Below are 16,540 nucleotides of genomic sequence, written 5' to 3' on the forward strand. Positions count from 1 at the left end.
CTCGCCGAAGCGCGCTGAGTTCGCGCGTCGCGGCATGCGCCCCTGCGCGGCGATCCCGATTGCCCGCGCAGGGGCTTTTTGCTACACAAGGGCATGACCGCTCCGTCCCGTCCGGCGCCTGCCGCGCCGCCGCCCGTGCCCGCGCCGCTTGCGCGTGCGCACGCGCGTTACTGGCGCTTCAACGTCGTGCTGATCGTCGTGCTGATGGCGATCGGCTTTTCGGTGTCGTTCGTCGTGCCGTTCTTCGCACCCGCGCTCGCAGGCGTGCACTTCGCCGGATTCAGCCTGCCGTTCTATGTTGGCGCGCAAGGCGCGATCCTTGTCTATCTCGTGCTGATCGCCGTCTACATCGGACTCATGCAGCGTGCCGACCGCATCCTGCGCCGCGCGTATGACGACCATGCGGCCGACGCGAACGCATCGCGCGGCGGCGCTGATTCATGCTGACACGCCGCCTGATCCGCGCATACGCGCTCTACACGCTCGGCTTCCTCGCGTTCGTGCTGCTGTTGTGGCGCATCGAGCGCGCGGCCGGCTCCGGCGTGTGGATCGGCTATGTGTTCCTGTTCGTGCCGATCGCCGTGTATGCGGTGATCGGGCTGCTGTCGCGCACGTCCGATCTCGTCGAGTACTACGTCGCCGGGCGGCGCGTGCCGTCCGCGTTCAACGGGATGGCGACCGCGGCGGACTGGCTGTCGGCCGCGTCGTTCATCGGTCTCGCCGGATCGCTGTACGCGACCGGCTACGACGCGCTGGCCTACCTGATGGGCTGGACAGGCGGTTTCTGCCTCGTCGCGTTCCTGCTCGCGCCGTACGTGCGCAAGCTCGCGCGCTACACGATTCCCGACTTTCTCGGCACGCGCTTTTCGAGCACCGCGGTGCGCGCGCTCGCGGCCGGCGCGGCGATCCTGTGCTCGTTCGTCTACCTGGTCGCGCAGATCCAGGGGATCGGGCTGATTGCGACGCGCTTCATCGGCGTCGACTTTGCGATCGGCATCTTCTGCGGGCTCGCGGGCATCCTCGTCTGTTCGTTCCTCGGCGGGATGCGCGCGGTCACGTGGACGCAGGTCGCGCAGTACATCATCCTGATCAGCGCGATCCTGATTCCGGTGTCGCTGATCGCGCTGAAGAACGGGCTCGGGCCGGTGCCGCAATTCAGTTACGGGAAGCTGATGGAGCGTGTCGCCGCGCGCGAGGCGCAGGTGCGCGACGCGCACGACGAGCAGCAGGTGCGCGACGCGTACCGCCATCAGGCTGCACGGATCCAGACGCAGCTCGACCGGCTGCCGGCGTCGTTCGGGGAAGAGCGGGCGCGGCTCGGTGACCAGCTCGCCGACCTGCGGCGCCACAACGGACCGCTGCGCGAGATCAGCCAGCGCGAGCGCGAGCTGGCGGAGTTTCCGCGCGACCCGGCGGCGGCGCGTGTCGTGTGGTCGCAGATGCGCGACGACCTGCTCGCGCGCGCGGAGCCGCCGGTGCCGATGCACGAGCCGTTTCCTGCGGCGAGCGACGACGAGCGGCGGCCGCGCGAGCGGAATTTCCTCGCGCTGCTGCTTTGCCTGTCGCTCGGCACCGCGAGCCTGCCGCACATCCTGACGCGCTACAACACGACGACGTCGGTGGCGTCCGCGCGCCGCTCGGTCGGCTGGACGCTGTTCTTCATCGCGCTGTTCTATCTGAGCGTGCCGGTGCTCGCGGTGATGATCAAGTACGAGATCCTTGCGAACCTGGTCGGGCGGCCGTTCGCGGAGCTGCCCGCGTGGGTCACGCAGTGGCATCACTTCGAGCCGGACCTGATCAGCGTCGTCGACGAGATCCGCGACGGCATCATCCACTGGTCCGAGATCCAGATGCAGCCGGACATGGTCGTGCTGGCCGCGCCGGAGATCGCCGGGCTGCCGTACGTGATATCGGGGTTGATCGCGGCCGGCGCGCTCGCGGCGGCGCTGTCGACCGCGGACGGGCTGCTGCTGACGATCGCGAATGCGCTGTCGCACGATGTGTACTACCACATGGTCGCGCCCGACGCGACGAGCCAGCGGCGGGTGACGATCTCGAAGGTGCTGCTGCTCGGCGTCGCGCTGTTCGCGTCGTACGTCGCGTCGCTCAATACCGGGAAGATCCTGTTCCTCGTCGGCGCGGCGTTTTCGCTCGCGGCGTCGAGTTTCTTCCCGGTGCTCGTGCTCGGCGTGTTCTGGAAGCGCACGACGACGCGCGGCGCGATCGCGGGGATGGTGACGGGGCTCGCGGTGTGCGTGTATTACATCGTGTCGACGTATCCGTACTTCTCGCAGCTCACCGGGTTCGCCGGGCCGACGTGGTTCGGGATCGAGCCGATCAGCTCAGGCGTATTCGGCGTGCCGGCCGGGTTCGCGGTCGCGATCGTCGTCAGCCTGCTGGACCGCCGGCCGGACGATTACACGCGCGCGCTCGTCGACTACATCCGCCATCCGTGACACTGCGAACGGGGGAGTGGCGCAGGGTCGCCAGAGTTTGCTATACTCTCGCTCTTCCCGGAGAGATGGATGAGTGGTTTAAGTCGCACGCCTGGAAAGCGTGTATAGGTGAAAGCCTATCGGGGGTTCGAATCCCCCTCTCTCCGCCAGAATTGGCGGAAAAGCCCCGTAAAATCAATGATTTGCGGGGCTTTTTGTTTTTCAGCCCATCGCGCAGCCCATCATTGGGTGCCGGCCTGTCCTGTCTGATATCGATTTGGCCCATCGCGCGAGCCTTCATGAGTAAGACCTAGCCTCTGAGCACGGTCAGTTCGGCTCGGGAGAGGACGTCGGATAATTCTCGCTCACTTATCCCCGGAGAAGGAACCAGCCACGGCGCGCCTGGGCGCGCGCCTGTTAGCGTTTCTCGAAGTAAGGAGTGCTCAAGCTTTGCGCCGCCTCCCGCTACGGCATCCGCTCTTGTGCCGTCCCTAGACGGCCCGCCCCGGCACTACCCGGTGGGCCGTATTGACGCCAAAATCGGGGCGGCACGCTAACCTCGATTGCGCAAGCCCTACTTGGCTCTTTTCCAAACGACTTGCGCGTCTCCGGCAATCGACGAAACGGGGTTGTGATATTTGAGTTCGTCCGCCGTGAGCGAGGTGATAATTCGCTTCTGGTCGGTCCCGACCAGATTCGGGAAAGAACATCCCTCGATGTGCGTAATTAGCGTTTTGTCGGCTTCGTTCACGGAATACGTGCCGAAATAGACAAGCATCCCTTTTACCACCGCTTTGTCTTCTTCCGCAGTGCCCTCGGTAGCGGAATTGGTCGCGAACTTGGGAATGTCCGACCGCGTAATGATGAACATATAACGGCCGTTGGCATCGAACATCAGACTGCCCTTGGGGTTGGCACCCCAGCGGTCTACCTTGGTCCCATCTTTTCGGGTCTCGTTCGCGGAGGCGAATGTCCAGGTTCCCACGAGTTGCTGTTTCAGCGACGGCCCTTTTTGCTGCGCCCAACCTGTCGAAGTTTCGAGCGGCATCAAACCGCCGATAAGCGAAACGGTCAGCCATGTGCGGGCTGTCTTGCCAATTGGAATCCTCACCGCACACCTCCTTGGTCGAGAAAATGATATCGGCCACCACGACCAGGTGCCGAGCAGCCGACCACGGGCTGGGCCTTGCTTCCGCGCGACCGCTCAGGTCACCCTCTAATCGGAATTGCGCCCAGTACATCGGTGTGGCGCCCTTCTGGAAGCGGGTCTCCTGGCTTAACGACAATGAGTCTTCCGCGCCCGGTGAGCAAGACAGTGAGCCCATCGCCGCCGCCAGCAATCAGATGAGCGCCCCCTCGCGGCCTGTACTTGAAGTGCGGCGTAATCCAGGCCGGTGGGGGGATTTGTCCCGCGCCAGACGCTGCGCCTTCGATGAGGAACTCAAATACACGAGCCTCGCCTTCGGACAGCGTTGAGTAGAGCGCCTCAAGCTTTTGCCCAAGCCCTTGGAAATCCTCGGCTGTTACCTTGATATCCTGTTCGTTTGCCACAATTCCCTCCGTTCTTTAAAGAGCCGCCGTGATTGGCCACGCGCCCATGGTGAATTCCCGTGCAGTCCCATTCGCCGCATGACCGAACGCTACTGCCACCTTTTCAATACCTGTCGATAGGTAATGGTTGCTTGCGTTCAAGGGAATCGAACGCGAACATTTCGTTTAAGGTTTCAACCGCGTGGTTGCCCCCGCGGTCAGGCCGGGCCGCCGGGGCATCCGCACCGCAGCATCGTCCCGTGAGCTTCAGCTCACGTTGCCAAGTTAATGACACGCATGATGCCGACGGTGGTGTCACTCCGGTTCTCGGTCGTTTCCGGCATGCCCTTCTTGCAAGACCAGACGTCCCCAGTCTTTGCGACCCACTTCCCCATCCCTTGGTCAATTAGCAACTCGCCTTCCAGGCACTGGCACACCATGTCATTCGGCATAGCCGGGTTCGCGTATTTCGATTTGGGCTGGAACACGACGTCCACCATCGACAGCGACTTGTAGGCAGGGATTTCCGATGGCCGCTTCGACAGCTCGACTCGCCTGACACCGGGCGCAAGTTCCTTCCCCTCGTCGACGCGGTAGCGCTCTGCACGCGCTAAAGTCGGTAGCAACAGCGCAGGGGATGCAGCTGCGCTCGTCAAGGCGAGGGTCAGCACAGACCGGCGCCTCGCGCTGTGTTCCTCGGACCTCGAGTTCACAACCGGTCCGACAGGAGCAGGGCGAAGGATGCGCTTGTCCAGCAACCTAGGTGGGAGCTTCATGGTGACCTCCTCAGACGCAATGCTTGTTGCAAACAGCGGGTGGCCCTGCGCGATGCCGCCCAATCACCGAATTTGCCATCACTGGCACCTACCGCTAACGCACTGATTGCTCTGGCAGTCAGCATTCACGTTGCACGATTTGAATTGAGCGCACTTCGGGCAGACCGGCCCGCCGCAGTCAACGTCAGTCTCCAAGTCGTCCTTCACGAGGTCGAACGAGCACATCGCGGGCGGAGTGACTATATCGAACGGTGTCATCCCGACGGCCGGTGTGGCCGTGACGGTATTGGAACTGGTATCGATGATGGATACCGAGTGGTCGCCCGCATTCGTCACCCACACGGACGCACCGTCCGGCGTAATGGAGAGCTTGTTCGGAAAGGGACCCACCGGCACGGTGACGACCACGGTTTGGGTGGCCGTGTCGATAACGGACACGGAGTTCGAGCGCGCGTTCGCAACGTACGCGTGTGTCCCGTCCGGCGTGATGGCTATGCTCACCGGGGTCAAGCCCACCCGAATCGTGGCAACCACGGTGAAGCTTGACACACCACGGGGTATCACATTGATGACGGACACGCTGTTCGAGCCACTGTTGGCGACATAGGCCCACCCCTCATTCGGGGTGACCGCGACGCTAACCGGAAGAGACCCGACCGTAACGGTGGCCTCGACCAAATTGGTTATCCTGTCGATGACGGTTATCGTGTTTGAACGGGTGTTGACGACAAAAGCTTGTGATGCCGCAACCGCCTCGTGGGCGGTGGAGCCAAGCGCGAGCAGCACCAGGATGATGTGAAGCATGGTCCTGAACATGTGCTGGGCCAACACCTCGCGGATAGCTGAGCATAAGGGGTTGTCGACCTTTGGCCGGGCGACCGTGAGTCGCCGAGACTTGCGGTTCATATTCACCTCCAAGAATAATCCCCCGGGTTGCCACGCCCGACTTGCGGCTCAATGAATTACTGGTCGAGGACTTGTAGGTCCTGCATAGTGTTTAAGGCGTGCAGCGACCATTCGACAGCGTGGATGCCCGCGTCGTCAGCGTGGTGTCATACCTGCGTTTTGGACCCGTCGCTCGCCAATTGAGGAAATGAATTGGCCGAGCCAGACGCTTCTTTGCGACCAAAGGCCATGCTTCCCAGCCGAACCGAGATGTCCTGACGCGCCACAAAGGGAAGCGAACACCTTGGCCGCGACGGGTTGGGCGGAGTCGTCGTGGGTGCGGCGATATTCGTGACGCACACGCGCACGGTCTCCCCGGCGACCATGCCGGCCATGCCGAACAGAGCAGCGTCGAAGTCGGCGCGCGCGGAAAGCGGCAGCGTGGCAGTGACGAACAGCGCGAGTGACGCCAATAGAGAACGATTCTTCTTGTTCACAACAACGCTCCTTCAAGGAATTCGAGACCCTCGACGTCAAGCAAAACCGAACCGCCGTGCCTCGTAGGCAGACGGCATAGAGTTCACCCCAGATGACTGAAAACCAGCGAAATGACGGACTGTTGGTGGAAGTATTTTTGTCTGGGCAGTCCGTCGGTTCACGCACCCGAAGTTGGGACGACGCGCGAACAGGTGTAGGGCTCGTGGCTGTCGGAATAGCGAGCGTGCACGCAGAGGACCATCGCAGTCCCCGGTGCCTGGACAGCATCGTCAAGCATGCGAAGACCGTGCCGAGATGCGGGGCCGCTTCTGGGGTCTCGCGCCCGCTCGCGTTACCCCGGGTGCGCCGCACCAAAGCAAGCCAAAACGTTACATGCCTGATACGCGTAGCGGCGCATGGCGCACTCCGAACCGTTACGCGGACCAGCGGTTCCGCACTTGAGCGACGCACAATCACCGAGGTGACCTGCCTGTTGAAAGCGAAAACCCCGCGTGGTCGCGGGGTTGGTGGGCGGTGTAAGCCCGGGGGCCGGCCTCAGCCTCGCGACGTCGCGAGGTAACGCGCGGTAATATGCCGTAACAAAACGATTCATTCTCGATACGGGTCTATTGGCGCATCAGAAGACGGATTGCGCACCGGTAGTAAAGTCCCCCAGGACGGGACCTGCGACTTACGTGGAAAGCCAGGTTACGCGGGAAGTCCGCTGAAGCCAGGAGGTTGCCCAAGATTCACCTCATGCGCGCCGGCTGATGCTCAAGATACTTTTGCAGCTTGCGGCACATGCATTTGCTTGCCTGGCAGATAGGGTTCGGGGAGCCATCACCAAGGCACTCGCTTGCCAGTTCGAGCACGGCACTATGACGGAATTACCTCTGGATTTTCTGGAGGGAGCAGCCTCGGATTCAGTGCGGGGGGCGTCGCTCGAAACCAGACACTCTCGGCCATGCACCGGGGCTCGGGCGACTCGCGTTTCGAATTTGTGGCGACAGTTTGTCGTGGCGGCCTTGTCCGCCGCTTTTACGCCACAAGAGGGCATTGAGGCGCGCTACGTACTGGGGCTAGGGAAGGTACGGATAATCGGTTCGTCACTAGTCCCGCACTCCGCCGAGAAACGCCAGCATCGCCGCATTGAATCGGGCAGGGCGCTGCAGCGGCGCGAAATGGCTCACGCCCGGCAGGATCGTCAACGTTGCGCCCGGAATGGAACGGGCGAGATACGCCGCATGCTCCGGGCGAATGAACTCGTCATGTTCGCCCAGCACGATCGCGACGGGCACCTCGATCGCACCGAGATCGCGCGCGGCGTAATCGGGCTGCGTCCGCATCATCTCGCTGACGGCCGCCACGAACGGCTCGAAGCCGTCCGGCGTGGCCGAGAGCCGCGCGTAATCCTCACGGTGTCGCGCGAAGCAGCGGTCGATCACCGCGCTCGGCTCTATCACCTTCGTGCCGCTCGGATCCATGTTGCATGCGAAGAAAAATACGCCCGCCGCACGGGCCGGGGCTCGGGCAGCCAGCACGAGCGCGATGCAGGCGCCGTCGCTCCAGCCGACGAAGCGGGCGCGGTCGACGCCGAGCGTATCCATCACCGCGAGCACGTCCGATGCCATCCGCTCGTAGGAATAGGGCCGGTCGTCGCGCGTGCTGCGGCCGTGGCCGCGGCTGTCGATCACGATCGCGCGATAGCCGGCTGAAACGACGGCCGGCACCTGATAGCCCCAATTGCCGGCATGGCCGAGGCCGCCGTGCAGCATGACCACCGGCGGACCGTCGCCGTAAGCGGCATGCCAGATGCGGGCGCCGTCGTGGTCCAGCCATCCTTCGAGATCGGCCTTCGGCAGGGGCGCGGCCCCATGTGCAGCGAACCGGCCGAGATCGTCGTCTTCAAACTCCGCACTCATCGTCCCTCCCTCCATGCGCAACGGCATGCGCGGCATGTCCGCGCGCGAGCGCGCGCTCGTCACGGGCGTCCGGTCAGTTGAGGATGCCCTCCAGCGCCTTGATCGCACTCTTCAGCGAGTTGCTGGAGTCGAGCTTGTCGTCGCCGAGGCGCGTGAAAACCTGCCGCAAGTCGGACATCGCCCACCACAGATTCACGTCATCCCAGACCTTGTCGAACTGCAGCCAGTAGTGCGTGCCCTTCATCTTCGAGCGCAGCTCGACGTGCATCTGGCCGTCCTGATACCTGACCCGGCAGCAGCGGATGTAGGTGGACGGGTAGTGGTAGTCCTTCTCATTCGGCGGATGCGCATTGATCGACACCAGGACCAGTTCGCCGAAGATCTTGACCTGGTCAACGATCTCTTCGAAGAGCGACCGGTTCCACTGCGCCCGATACTTGACCTCGACGAGAAATTTTTCCGTCTGGTCCGGAGTCATCACCGTGAAATCCGGCATGCGCCGCATCGCTTCCGGATAATCCAGCTTCGCATAATCCGCCGGATCCATATGGGCAAGCTCGCGCACGACCTTCTCGATGCCCGAGTCGATGACGCGGTATTGAGCATCTTCAAGGATGGCCTTGACGATTCCTTCGGACATTTCCTTCTTGATTCTGCTGTCGAAATCCATTGGCCGATCCCCGTCGTGCGGACCGGGAAAGCATAGCACCGCCACGCTTTAAATCAGTCGATTACGGCTGCACGCGGTGTGCGCATTGAAAGCAGACGGGCCAGGCGGCAGATATTCGAGGCGGACAAGCATGAATTGCCGTGAAGCCGGCGGGTAATATGGGAATATGTGCGGCCGGCAGATTTCGGCAACAGAAATCGCTGAAACATATTCTGGAACAATCATGAAAAATAAATCGTTCAACCATACGCTGACGCCCGTTGCCCTGATCGCGCTGCTGGCCGGCAGCGCATACGCGGCAACAGACGACGTGTCCCGCCTGAGCGACAACGTGCTGCAGACATCCGTGTCGTTTTGCTCGAACGTCGCGCCGTCCGCGCGCGCGGCATGCCAGGGCGACATGATCGCGGCAGGCAGCCGCGTGGTTGCGGCGATGTCCGGGCTGGCGCCGAAGGCCGCATCGGCCATCGAGGCGGCGGCGCGCGACAAGCTGCCGGCCGGCGAACGGACGCCGCCGGCATCGACGCCGACGAACGCCGACTTCAGGGACGACGACATTGCCGGTGTTGCCGGCATGGTTCGCTTGTGCGATGTCTACGAGCCGGAGCCCGCAGCCCGCAAACGGCATCACGCGGCGGTGGCAGCACAGGCTCCGGACGCGGCGCCGCGCGTCGAGGCGCTGCTGGCGGATTCGTCGGCGCCGGCGCGCGCGCGTGTGAGCATGGGGGTGTGGCAAATCCTTGCGGTTCAGGGCCCTGAGCTGGCCGCGGGCGCGTGCGCGCAGTTGGGCGCGGCACCCTGAGATCCGCCGAAAATCAACCCACAGACGACAGAAGGAATGCCGCGCCATGACTCTCGCTGCCCTCATTGCATTTGCACTGATCATCGGCGTTGGCGCCGCGACGCCCGGCCCGACGGTATTGCTCGCGCTGAGCAACGGCTCCCGGTATGGCCTTCGTCACGCAGCGTTCGGCATGGCGGGCGCGGCCGTCGCTGACGTCCTGCTCGTCGCGATGGTCGGGTTCGGACTCGGGGTGATCCTCAGCGCATCGGAAACCGCCTTCGTCACGCTGAAGTACGTGGGGGCTGCGTGGCTTGCCTACGTGGGCATCCGGATGCTGAGGTCCGGCGGACAATCGGGAATGTCGGAATTCGAGCGCGCGACGCCCACGCGGGCGGCTGCGTTTCTGAAGAGCTTCTTCGTCGCGATGAGCAATCCGAAGTACTACCTGCTGATGACCGCGCTGCTGCCGCAGTTCGTCGATCAGTCGCTTCCCGTCGCGCCGCAATACGCGATCCTCGCGGCGACGATCGTCGTGATCGACATTGTCGTGATGGTCGGCTATGCGTCGCTCGGCGTGCATTCGGTGAGCGTCTGGAAAGCGGCCGGGGAGAGGTGGCTGAACCGGGTCAGCGGCGCGCTGTTGCTGATGCTGTCGGGGTATATCGCGCTCTATCGGAAAGGCACTGCTTGAGTCGGCCTCGACGCGCTTCAGTTGCTGACGGCAGATTCGCATGCACAGCCTTCAGCGCTCGACAGTCGCGGAAAGCGTTGGCGTGACGGAACATGCCGGTTTCGCATCACGTGGCCGCATGGACTGACGGGCCGAACAATGAATCCGATCGACCGGTTTTCGCTCGAGACGCACGCGGGGCCCTATGAGTCGTGGCCCGCGCGTTCCCGCGTCATCGTGGACGGCAATCCGTCCGGTCTCGCCGTGTCGGGATACACGTTGTTGCGTCAGTACGAAACGCGTGCAGGCTATCTGCTCGTGACCGACTACGATTGCCCGTTCGAAGAGGCCGTGACCTTCTCGCTCGTATCGAAGAAACTGGACAAGGTGCTGTCGAAGCGAACGGTCGGCGGGGCGTACGCATCGTACTGGCTCGACGACGTGACGTGGACGGACGAGCGGAATTTCACGGCGACGTTTGTCGATACCGAAGGGCGTTGGGACTTCACGATACGCGACTGGTCATTGCCCTTCGTCCTGCCGACGTTGCACATGTCCTACGTCGCGCCACGCCACGGAGCACGGCGGCCGTAGCGGCATGCAACTTCTCCTTCGTGATTTCAGAAGCGTGCTGATCCGCCGGTTCCAAAAATCATGTCGCGCCGATCGAGAAAGCAGTCAATTCCCCGACTGCGTTAGGAGATTCGTAATATACAGGCGGCGTGTACCGTTCAATTGCTTTCACATTGCTTTCGTCAATACAAGCCGCTTCACACCGTCACGCCCGCACCGCAAGACCGCCAGCCATTCACGACATCGGAGGAATTTTCCGCTCCCTTACCATTGTTGACATTTCCGTTTGGAAATGAAGGCAATGTGAAGGCATTCCCTTGACGCCACCCGCCCGGCGCATTTATTGTCCGTCTGCCGCCACCGTGAGAGAGCACGGCCGGAAAAAACGCGAATGTCCGCCATTTGCGCACGACAACACATAGCAGAAGCAGAAAAGGAAACGTGGTAGCCACATGAAGCCGCTATTCGATGACAAGCAATCCGATGCGGTCAGCAGTCGTCCCTCCACTCCGTCTACGTCTCCCGTCGTCGCGTCGCCCGCAGCCGTCATCCCGGCAGCGGCCGACACCGCGCGCCTGATCACGGTCGACGAGATCGACCAGCTCGGCGCGGCGCAGGGCAGCCGGATCGCCGCGTTCTCGCAGCAGATTCTCGCGAGCGTCCGCGCGTCGGATGCCGATCAGTTCGGCGACAAGCTCAACCAACTGATTGCGACCGCGAAGGGGCTCGACCCGCGCGGCGCGGACAAAGGCGGCTTCCTCACGCAGGTCACGCGCCTGTTCCGCTCGACGAAGGAGAAGCTGCTCGCGCAATACGAGACGGTCAGCAAGCGGATGGACACGCTCGTCGTCGAACTCGAGAGCCATGCGCAGCGGCAGAAGGCCGGCATCGACGAGCTCGAGCGGATGTACACCGACAACTACGCGCTGCATCAGGCGCTCGCGCAGGCGAAGGCACGCGGCGAAGCCGCGCTCGCGGCGCTGCGCGCGAGTCTCGCGGACGGCCGGCAGCAGGCCGACGACGCGTTCGGCGCGCAGCGGCTGCTCGACGTAAAGCGCAAGGTCGACGCGCTCGAGAGCAAGCTCGACGATCTCGACCGCGCGATGCTGATGTCGAAGCAGCTCGCGCCGCAGATCCGGATGGAGCAGGACCAGAAGCGCACGCTGACGTCGAAGTTCACGACGATCAAGACCGTGCTGATCCCCGCGTGGACCAACGCGTTCGCGCTCTACCTCGAGCAGCTCAGCACCCGGCGCGCGGCGGCGCTCGCGAACGCGACGTACGACGCGGCCGACGAGGCGATCCGTGCGCAAGCGGACCTCAACCGCGCGAACGCGCAGGAAGTCGCGAAGCTCGGCCAGCGCCCGGTGATCTCGACGGACACGTTCGAATACGCGCAGCAGCAGCTGTTCGGCGCGTTCGACGACGTCTCGCAGATCATCGCGGAAGGCAAGCGCCAGCGCGAGCAGGACGCGCCGCAGCTGCGCCAGCTCGAACAGGACCTGATCACCCGTTTCGCTCCGAAGCACAACTGAGGTACTCCGCATGATTACGCTTGAGAAACGCGCGGCGAAGGTCGCGATCGTCCTCGAAAAACGCCAGATCCTGAAGCCGCCCGTCGTGCGCGTCGGCGCGGCGCTCGACATCTCCGGCTCCGCGAAGCCACTCTACGAGTCGGGCGTGATCCAGGACACGCACGACCGGATTCTCGGCATCGCACTGAAGTTCGACGACAACGGCGAAGTGGACACGTGGACCTTCACCGAAGGCTTCGACCGCCTGCCGACCGCGACACCCGAGAACTACGGCGCGTACATCACCGACTACGTGCTGAACGGCGACATCACCAGGTGGGGCGGCACGCAGTACGCACCGGTGATGAACGACATCGTCGACTTCTTCTTCCGGGCGCCGGAGCCGCAGCCCAGGCGCGAAGCGAAGCGCGGCTTCCTGAGCCGGCTGTTCGGCGGCGCGGACGATTCGCCCGCACCGGCGCCTGCGCCCGTCTCGGCCAACGGCCACCTGCCGGCCTGGGTGCTGTTCGTCACCGACGGCCAGAACCCGAAGAACGACCGCAAGCGCGTGCGCCAGCTGCTGACCGAATCGCAGCACTACCCGCTGTACTGGTCGCTCGTCGGCGTCGGCGATCCGAGCGAATTCGATTTCCTGTCGGAAGTCGCCGACGAGATGCCGAACGTCGGCTTCCTGCATCTCGAATCGCTCGACGTGAGCGACGAGCAGATCTACGACCGGCTGATCACGCAGGAATTCTGCGACTGGGTGCGCGCGAAATAAGCGCGCACCCGCATGGCATCCATTCGAACCCAGAGTCACCCCATCATGTTGAAAGACTTCAAGATTCCGTTATCGCTCACGGTGCTGGCGCTGATCGCCGCGTATCTGCTCGGCGGCGTGAAGGACATGCTGATCGTCGCCGTCCTGTGCGTGCTCGAGATTTCGCTGTCGCTCGACAACGCGGTCGTCAACGCGTCCGTGCTCAAGAACTGGTCGGAGAAGTGGCGCAACCGCTTCATGGTGTTCGGCCTGCCGGTCGCGGTGTTCGGCATGCGGCTCGTGTTCCCGCTGCTGATCGTCGCGGTGATCGGCCACATCGGAATGTGGGATGCACTGACGCTCGCGATCGAGTCGCCGGACAAGTACGCGGCGATCCTGACCTCCGCGCATCACCAGGTGTCCGCATTCGGCGGCGCGTTCCTGCTGATGGTGTTCTTCAAGTTCATGCTCGACACCGAGAAGGACGAGCACTGGATCGGTTTCCTCGAAGGCCCGATGCGCCATCTCGGCCGGATCACGGCGCTCGAGGTTGCGCTGACGCTCGCGATCATCATCATCGCGTCGCTGTATGTGCCGTCGGCCGAGCAGGTCAGCTTCCTGCTCGCGGGCTCGTTCGGCGTGATCAGCTTCGTGATCGCGCACGGGATCGGCGACCTGATCGGCGGCGACGACACGGGCTCGCGCGTCGTGCGCGAAGGCGTCGCGGGCTTCATGTATCTCGAGGTGCTCGATTCGTCGTTCAGCTTCGACGGCGTGATCGGCGCGTTCGCGCTGTCGAACAACATTTTCCTGATCGCGCTCGGCTTGGGCGTCGGCGCGGCCTACATCCGGGAGATGACGCTCGTGTTGCTGAAGAAGGGCACGCTCGCGCAGTACCGCTATCTCGAGCACGGCGCGTTCTGGGCGATCGGTGCGCTCGCGGCGATCATGTTCGTCGGCGTGAAGCTCGAGGTGCCCGAGGTGGTGACGGGCCTGATCGGTGCGGCGACGATCGGTGCGGCCGTCTGGTCGTCGATCATCGTGCAGCGCAGGGAAGAACGCACCGCAGTGGCAGGCAAGTAACTGGCAAGCGGCACGCAAGCAGCAGGCGAACTACGCCGCCGTGCCGGTTTCATTACCACGGGCCGCCGCCGGCGGCCCGCTTTGCCGCCGGTGGACCGGTGGCCTCCAGCAAGCGAGGTTCAGATGATCAATTTGTCGAAGGGCGGTCGCGTCAACCTGTCGAAAGAGGCGCCCGGCACGCAGAAATTCCGTATCGGTCTCGGTTGGGATGCGAACGCGACGGACACGGGCGCGGATTTCGATCTCGACGTGTCGGTGTTCCTGTGCAAATACGACGCGCAGAGCGACCCGAAGCTGATCTCGGACCAGCACTTCGTGTTCTACAACAGCGAAGTGCGGACGATGGACCGCAAGGACACCTTCATCCAGCCCGGCGACGATTTCCCGAAGCGCGGGATGCCGGCGTCGAAATGCCTCGGCGTCGTCCATAGCGGCGACAACCGCACGGGCAGCGGCGACGGCGACGACGAGGTGATCTTCATCGACGTCACGAAGCTCGCGAACGACATCGAGGAGATCTCGGTGGTCGTCACGATCGACCAGGCGGACGCGCGCCGCCAGAATTTCGGGCAGGTCCGCCACAGCTACATCCAGATCGCCGACGAGGTGTCGGGCGCGGTGATCGCGAAGTACGCGCTCGAAGAGGATTTCTCGATGGAGACGTCGGTGCAGGTCGGCAGCTTCTACCGCCGCGACGGCCACTTCATGTTCAAGGCGGTCGGCGCGGGCTACAACCGCGGCCTCGGCGATTTCGTCCGGGCCTATGGCGGCGCCGTCTGACTGGCGGCGGCCCGGCGCGCGCGTAGCCAGTGCCCCCGGCGCACCGGACAGGATGCACCGATGAACCGCCCGCCTGACGAGCCGAAGGCGCTCGACTTCGACGACGCACCCGCGCGCACGCCGGGCCGTCTTGCGTTCGATGCGCCGCCGGCCGGCGCAGCGCAACCGGCCGAGCGGCCGGCGCCGAAAGCGCTCGATCTCGGTCCCGCGCCCGTGAAGGGTGCGCGCGCGGCGCCCGCCGACGCGCCCGGCCGGGCGCTGTTCGGCGAATCGAACCATCCGCTGCTCGAGCAGTGCTTCCGCGCGGCGCAGGCCGGCTTTCCGAGCCTGTATCCCGATTACGCGCCGCGCATCGAGCGGCATATCCGGCAGCTCGTGCCGCTCAAGCTGGCGACGGTGGCGACGATCGGCGACGGCGCGCTCGAAACCGCCGGCAATCTCGTCGAAGCGGTCGCGGCGACGACGCGCGAGTTCAACGAACTCGGCGCGGCGGACCTGATGGCGGGCATGCTCGCGCAGCTCACGCGCAAGGCCGGCGTGCTCGAACGCTGGTTCGGGCCGTCGCCGGGCCATGTCGACTACCGCGCCGCGCTCGGCGCGCTCAAGCAGTCGCTCGGTTTCTTCCCGCGTCGCACCGAAGCGCTCGCGGCGAAGGTCCGTCACGCGGAGGAGCGCCTCGTGATCGCGCTCGCGGCGCTGAGCGCGGTCGCCGACGTCGTGCGCGTGCCCGACGACACGGGGCTCGAGCGCACGCTGTTCGACCGCCGCCAGATCGTCGGGCAGGCGGTGCAGCAGATCCGCATGCAGCCGGCGCAGCTGCGCGGGCTCGACGAGCGCGTGACCGACCTGCTGTCGCGCGCCGACCACCTGATGAACGTCGTGCTGCCCGCCGCGGTCGCGGCGCGGCCGAGGGGCTGAACCGGCCACCCGAACGAACGGGCGAGCGGGCGCCGGCATGCTTGCGCCGCTTGCCGAAGCGGCCCGTTTCGTGCGCACTGGCGCGAGTCTGCTATCTTCCCGGGCATTCCCGCGTTTTACGATCGATTCACCATGACCGACCGCATCGTCGCCGCCTTCGATTTCGACGGCACCATCACCACGTCAGACAGCTTTCGCCATTTTGTCCGGTATGCGATCGGCACGCCGCGCTTCGCATGGGCAGGGTTGTGCGCGCTGCCGTGGATCGTCGCGATGAAGGCGGGGCGGCTGTCGCGCGGCGACGCGAAGGCGAAATTCGCGTGGTTCGCACTCGGGCCGATGCGCGCGGACGCGCTCGACGACGTCGCGCGCCGTTTCGTCGACGGCTACCTGCCACGCCTCGTGCGTCCCGAGATGCTCGAGCGGATTCGCGAGCATCGTGCGCGCGGTCACGAAGTGGTGCTGGTGAGCGCGTCGCCGTCGCTGTACCTCGACAAGTGGGCGAAGACGGCCGGCTTCGATGCGGTGCTCGCGACGCGGCTCGCGTTCGAGCGCGGCGCGTTCGCGGGCCGGCTCGACGGCGACAACTGCTGGGGGCCGCAGAAAGTCGTGCGGCTGCGCGCATGGTGGGGCGATCGGCCGCCGACGACGTTGTACGCGTATGGCGACAGCCGCGGCGACCAGGAAATGGCGGAACTCGCGAACCGCGCGTGGATTCGCGGGCAGGGCGCACTGCCGCCGATCGACGGCTGACGCCGGCCAT

Annotated in this window: 17 protein-coding genes and 1 tRNA gene; 12 read left to right on the forward strand and 6 right to left on the reverse strand. The window is 64.4% G+C overall.

The window, feature by feature from the left end; all coding sequences use genetic code 11:
- Positions 1 to 93: 93 nt before the first annotated feature.
- The 3 genes from ACV229_RS33030 (at position 94) to ACV229_RS33040 (ending at position 2,605) form a co-directional block, all read left to right on the forward strand.
- Positions 94 to 447, forward strand: coding sequence for a DUF4212 domain-containing protein (locus ACV229_RS33030; RefSeq protein ID WP_448087292.1), 354 nt, complete (start codon positions 94 to 96; stop codon positions 445 to 447).
- Positions 441 to 2,456, forward strand: a complete 2,016-nt coding sequence (locus ACV229_RS33035) for a sodium:solute symporter family protein (protein WP_448087293.1) — start codon at positions 441 to 443, stop codon at positions 2,454 to 2,456. The genes ACV229_RS33030 and ACV229_RS33035 overlap by 7 nt, the downstream gene beginning before the upstream one ends.
- A gap of 59 nt (positions 2,457 to 2,515) precedes the next feature.
- A tRNA-Ser gene (locus tag ACV229_RS33040) sits at positions 2,516 to 2,605 on the forward strand.
- A 404-nt stretch (positions 2,606 to 3,009) separates the two neighbouring features.
- On the opposite strand, the gene ACV229_RS33045 is transcribed toward ACV229_RS33040, so the two are convergent.
- The 6 genes from ACV229_RS33045 to ACV229_RS33070 all read right to left on the reverse strand — a co-directional run bounded on the left by ACV229_RS33045 (position 3,010) and on the right by ACV229_RS33070 (position 8,695).
- The gene (locus ACV229_RS33045) at positions 3,010 to 3,546 is read right to left on the reverse strand and encodes a lipocalin-like domain-containing protein (protein ID WP_448087294.1); all 537 of its coding nucleotides are present in this window, start codon (positions 3,544 to 3,546) and stop codon (positions 3,010 to 3,012) included.
- Positions 3,547 to 4,237: 691 nt separating this feature from the next.
- Positions 4,238 to 4,636 carry a hypothetical protein gene (locus ACV229_RS33050; protein WP_448087295.1) on the reverse strand — a complete coding sequence of 133 codons (399 nt, stop codon included), beginning with the start codon at positions 4,634 to 4,636 and terminating at the stop codon, positions 4,238 to 4,240.
- A gap of 183 nt (positions 4,637 to 4,819) precedes the next feature.
- A complete protein-coding gene (locus ACV229_RS33055; RefSeq protein WP_448087296.1) occupies positions 4,820 to 5,647 on the reverse strand; it encodes a YncE family protein in 828 nt (275 codons plus the stop codon).
- Between the two features lie 146 nt (positions 5,648 to 5,793).
- The gene (locus ACV229_RS33060) at positions 5,794 to 6,123 is read right to left on the reverse strand and encodes a hypothetical protein (RefSeq protein ID WP_448087297.1); all 330 of its coding nucleotides are present in this window, start codon (positions 6,121 to 6,123) and stop codon (positions 5,794 to 5,796) included.
- A 1,089-nt stretch (positions 6,124 to 7,212) separates the two neighbouring features.
- The gene (locus tag ACV229_RS33065) at positions 7,213 to 8,025 is read right to left on the reverse strand and encodes an alpha/beta fold hydrolase (protein WP_448087298.1); all 813 of its coding nucleotides are present in this window, start codon (positions 8,023 to 8,025) and stop codon (positions 7,213 to 7,215) included.
- A 73-nt stretch (positions 8,026 to 8,098) separates the two neighbouring features.
- The gene (locus ACV229_RS33070) at positions 8,099 to 8,695 is read right to left on the reverse strand and encodes a hypothetical protein (RefSeq protein WP_448087299.1); all 597 of its coding nucleotides are present in this window, start codon (positions 8,693 to 8,695) and stop codon (positions 8,099 to 8,101) included.
- A gap of 223 nt (positions 8,696 to 8,918) precedes the next feature.
- Between ACV229_RS33070 and ACV229_RS33075 the strand changes: the two genes are divergently transcribed.
- The 9 genes from ACV229_RS33075 (at position 8,919) to ACV229_RS33115 (ending at position 16,530) form a co-directional block, all read left to right on the forward strand.
- Positions 8,919 to 9,497 (forward strand): hypothetical protein, encoded by a 579-nt coding sequence (locus ACV229_RS33075; protein WP_448087300.1) that lies wholly within the window; start codon positions 8,919 to 8,921, stop codon positions 9,495 to 9,497.
- A gap of 46 nt (positions 9,498 to 9,543) precedes the next feature.
- Positions 9,544 to 10,170, forward strand: a complete 627-nt coding sequence (locus ACV229_RS33080; protein WP_448087301.1) for a LysE family translocator — start codon at positions 9,544 to 9,546, stop codon at positions 10,168 to 10,170.
- Positions 10,171 to 10,308: 138 nt separating this feature from the next.
- Complete coding sequence (locus ACV229_RS33085; RefSeq protein WP_448087302.1) at positions 10,309 to 10,743, forward strand: hypothetical protein; 435 nt, start codon at positions 10,309 to 10,311, stop codon at positions 10,741 to 10,743.
- 431 nt (positions 10,744 to 11,174) lie between these two features.
- Positions 11,175 to 12,257 carry a toxic anion resistance protein gene (locus ACV229_RS33090; RefSeq protein ID WP_448087303.1) on the forward strand — a complete coding sequence of 361 codons (1,083 nt, stop codon included), beginning with the start codon at positions 11,175 to 11,177 and terminating at the stop codon, positions 12,255 to 12,257.
- Positions 12,258 to 12,267: 10 nt separating this feature from the next.
- Positions 12,268 to 13,017 (forward strand): VWA domain-containing protein, encoded by a 750-nt coding sequence (locus ACV229_RS33095; protein WP_448087304.1) that lies wholly within the window; start codon positions 12,268 to 12,270, stop codon positions 13,015 to 13,017.
- A 45-nt stretch (positions 13,018 to 13,062) separates the two neighbouring features.
- The gene (locus ACV229_RS33100; protein ID WP_448087305.1) at positions 13,063 to 14,079 is read left to right on the forward strand and encodes a DUF475 domain-containing protein; all 1,017 of its coding nucleotides are present in this window, start codon (positions 13,063 to 13,065) and stop codon (positions 14,077 to 14,079) included.
- A gap of 123 nt (positions 14,080 to 14,202) precedes the next feature.
- Complete coding sequence (locus ACV229_RS33105) at positions 14,203 to 14,859, forward strand: TerD family protein (RefSeq protein ID WP_448087306.1); 657 nt, start codon at positions 14,203 to 14,205, stop codon at positions 14,857 to 14,859.
- A gap of 60 nt (positions 14,860 to 14,919) precedes the next feature.
- Positions 14,920 to 15,777 carry a hypothetical protein gene (locus tag ACV229_RS33110; protein ID WP_448087307.1) on the forward strand — a complete coding sequence of 286 codons (858 nt, stop codon included), beginning with the start codon at positions 14,920 to 14,922 and terminating at the stop codon, positions 15,775 to 15,777.
- Between the two features lie 132 nt (positions 15,778 to 15,909).
- Positions 15,910 to 16,530 carry an HAD family hydrolase gene (locus ACV229_RS33115; RefSeq protein ID WP_448087308.1) on the forward strand — a complete coding sequence of 207 codons (621 nt, stop codon included), beginning with the start codon at positions 15,910 to 15,912 and terminating at the stop codon, positions 16,528 to 16,530.
- The last annotated feature ends 10 nt before the right edge of the window (positions 16,531 to 16,540 follow it).

Source organism: Burkholderia sp. MR1-5-21 (assembly GCF_053427715.1).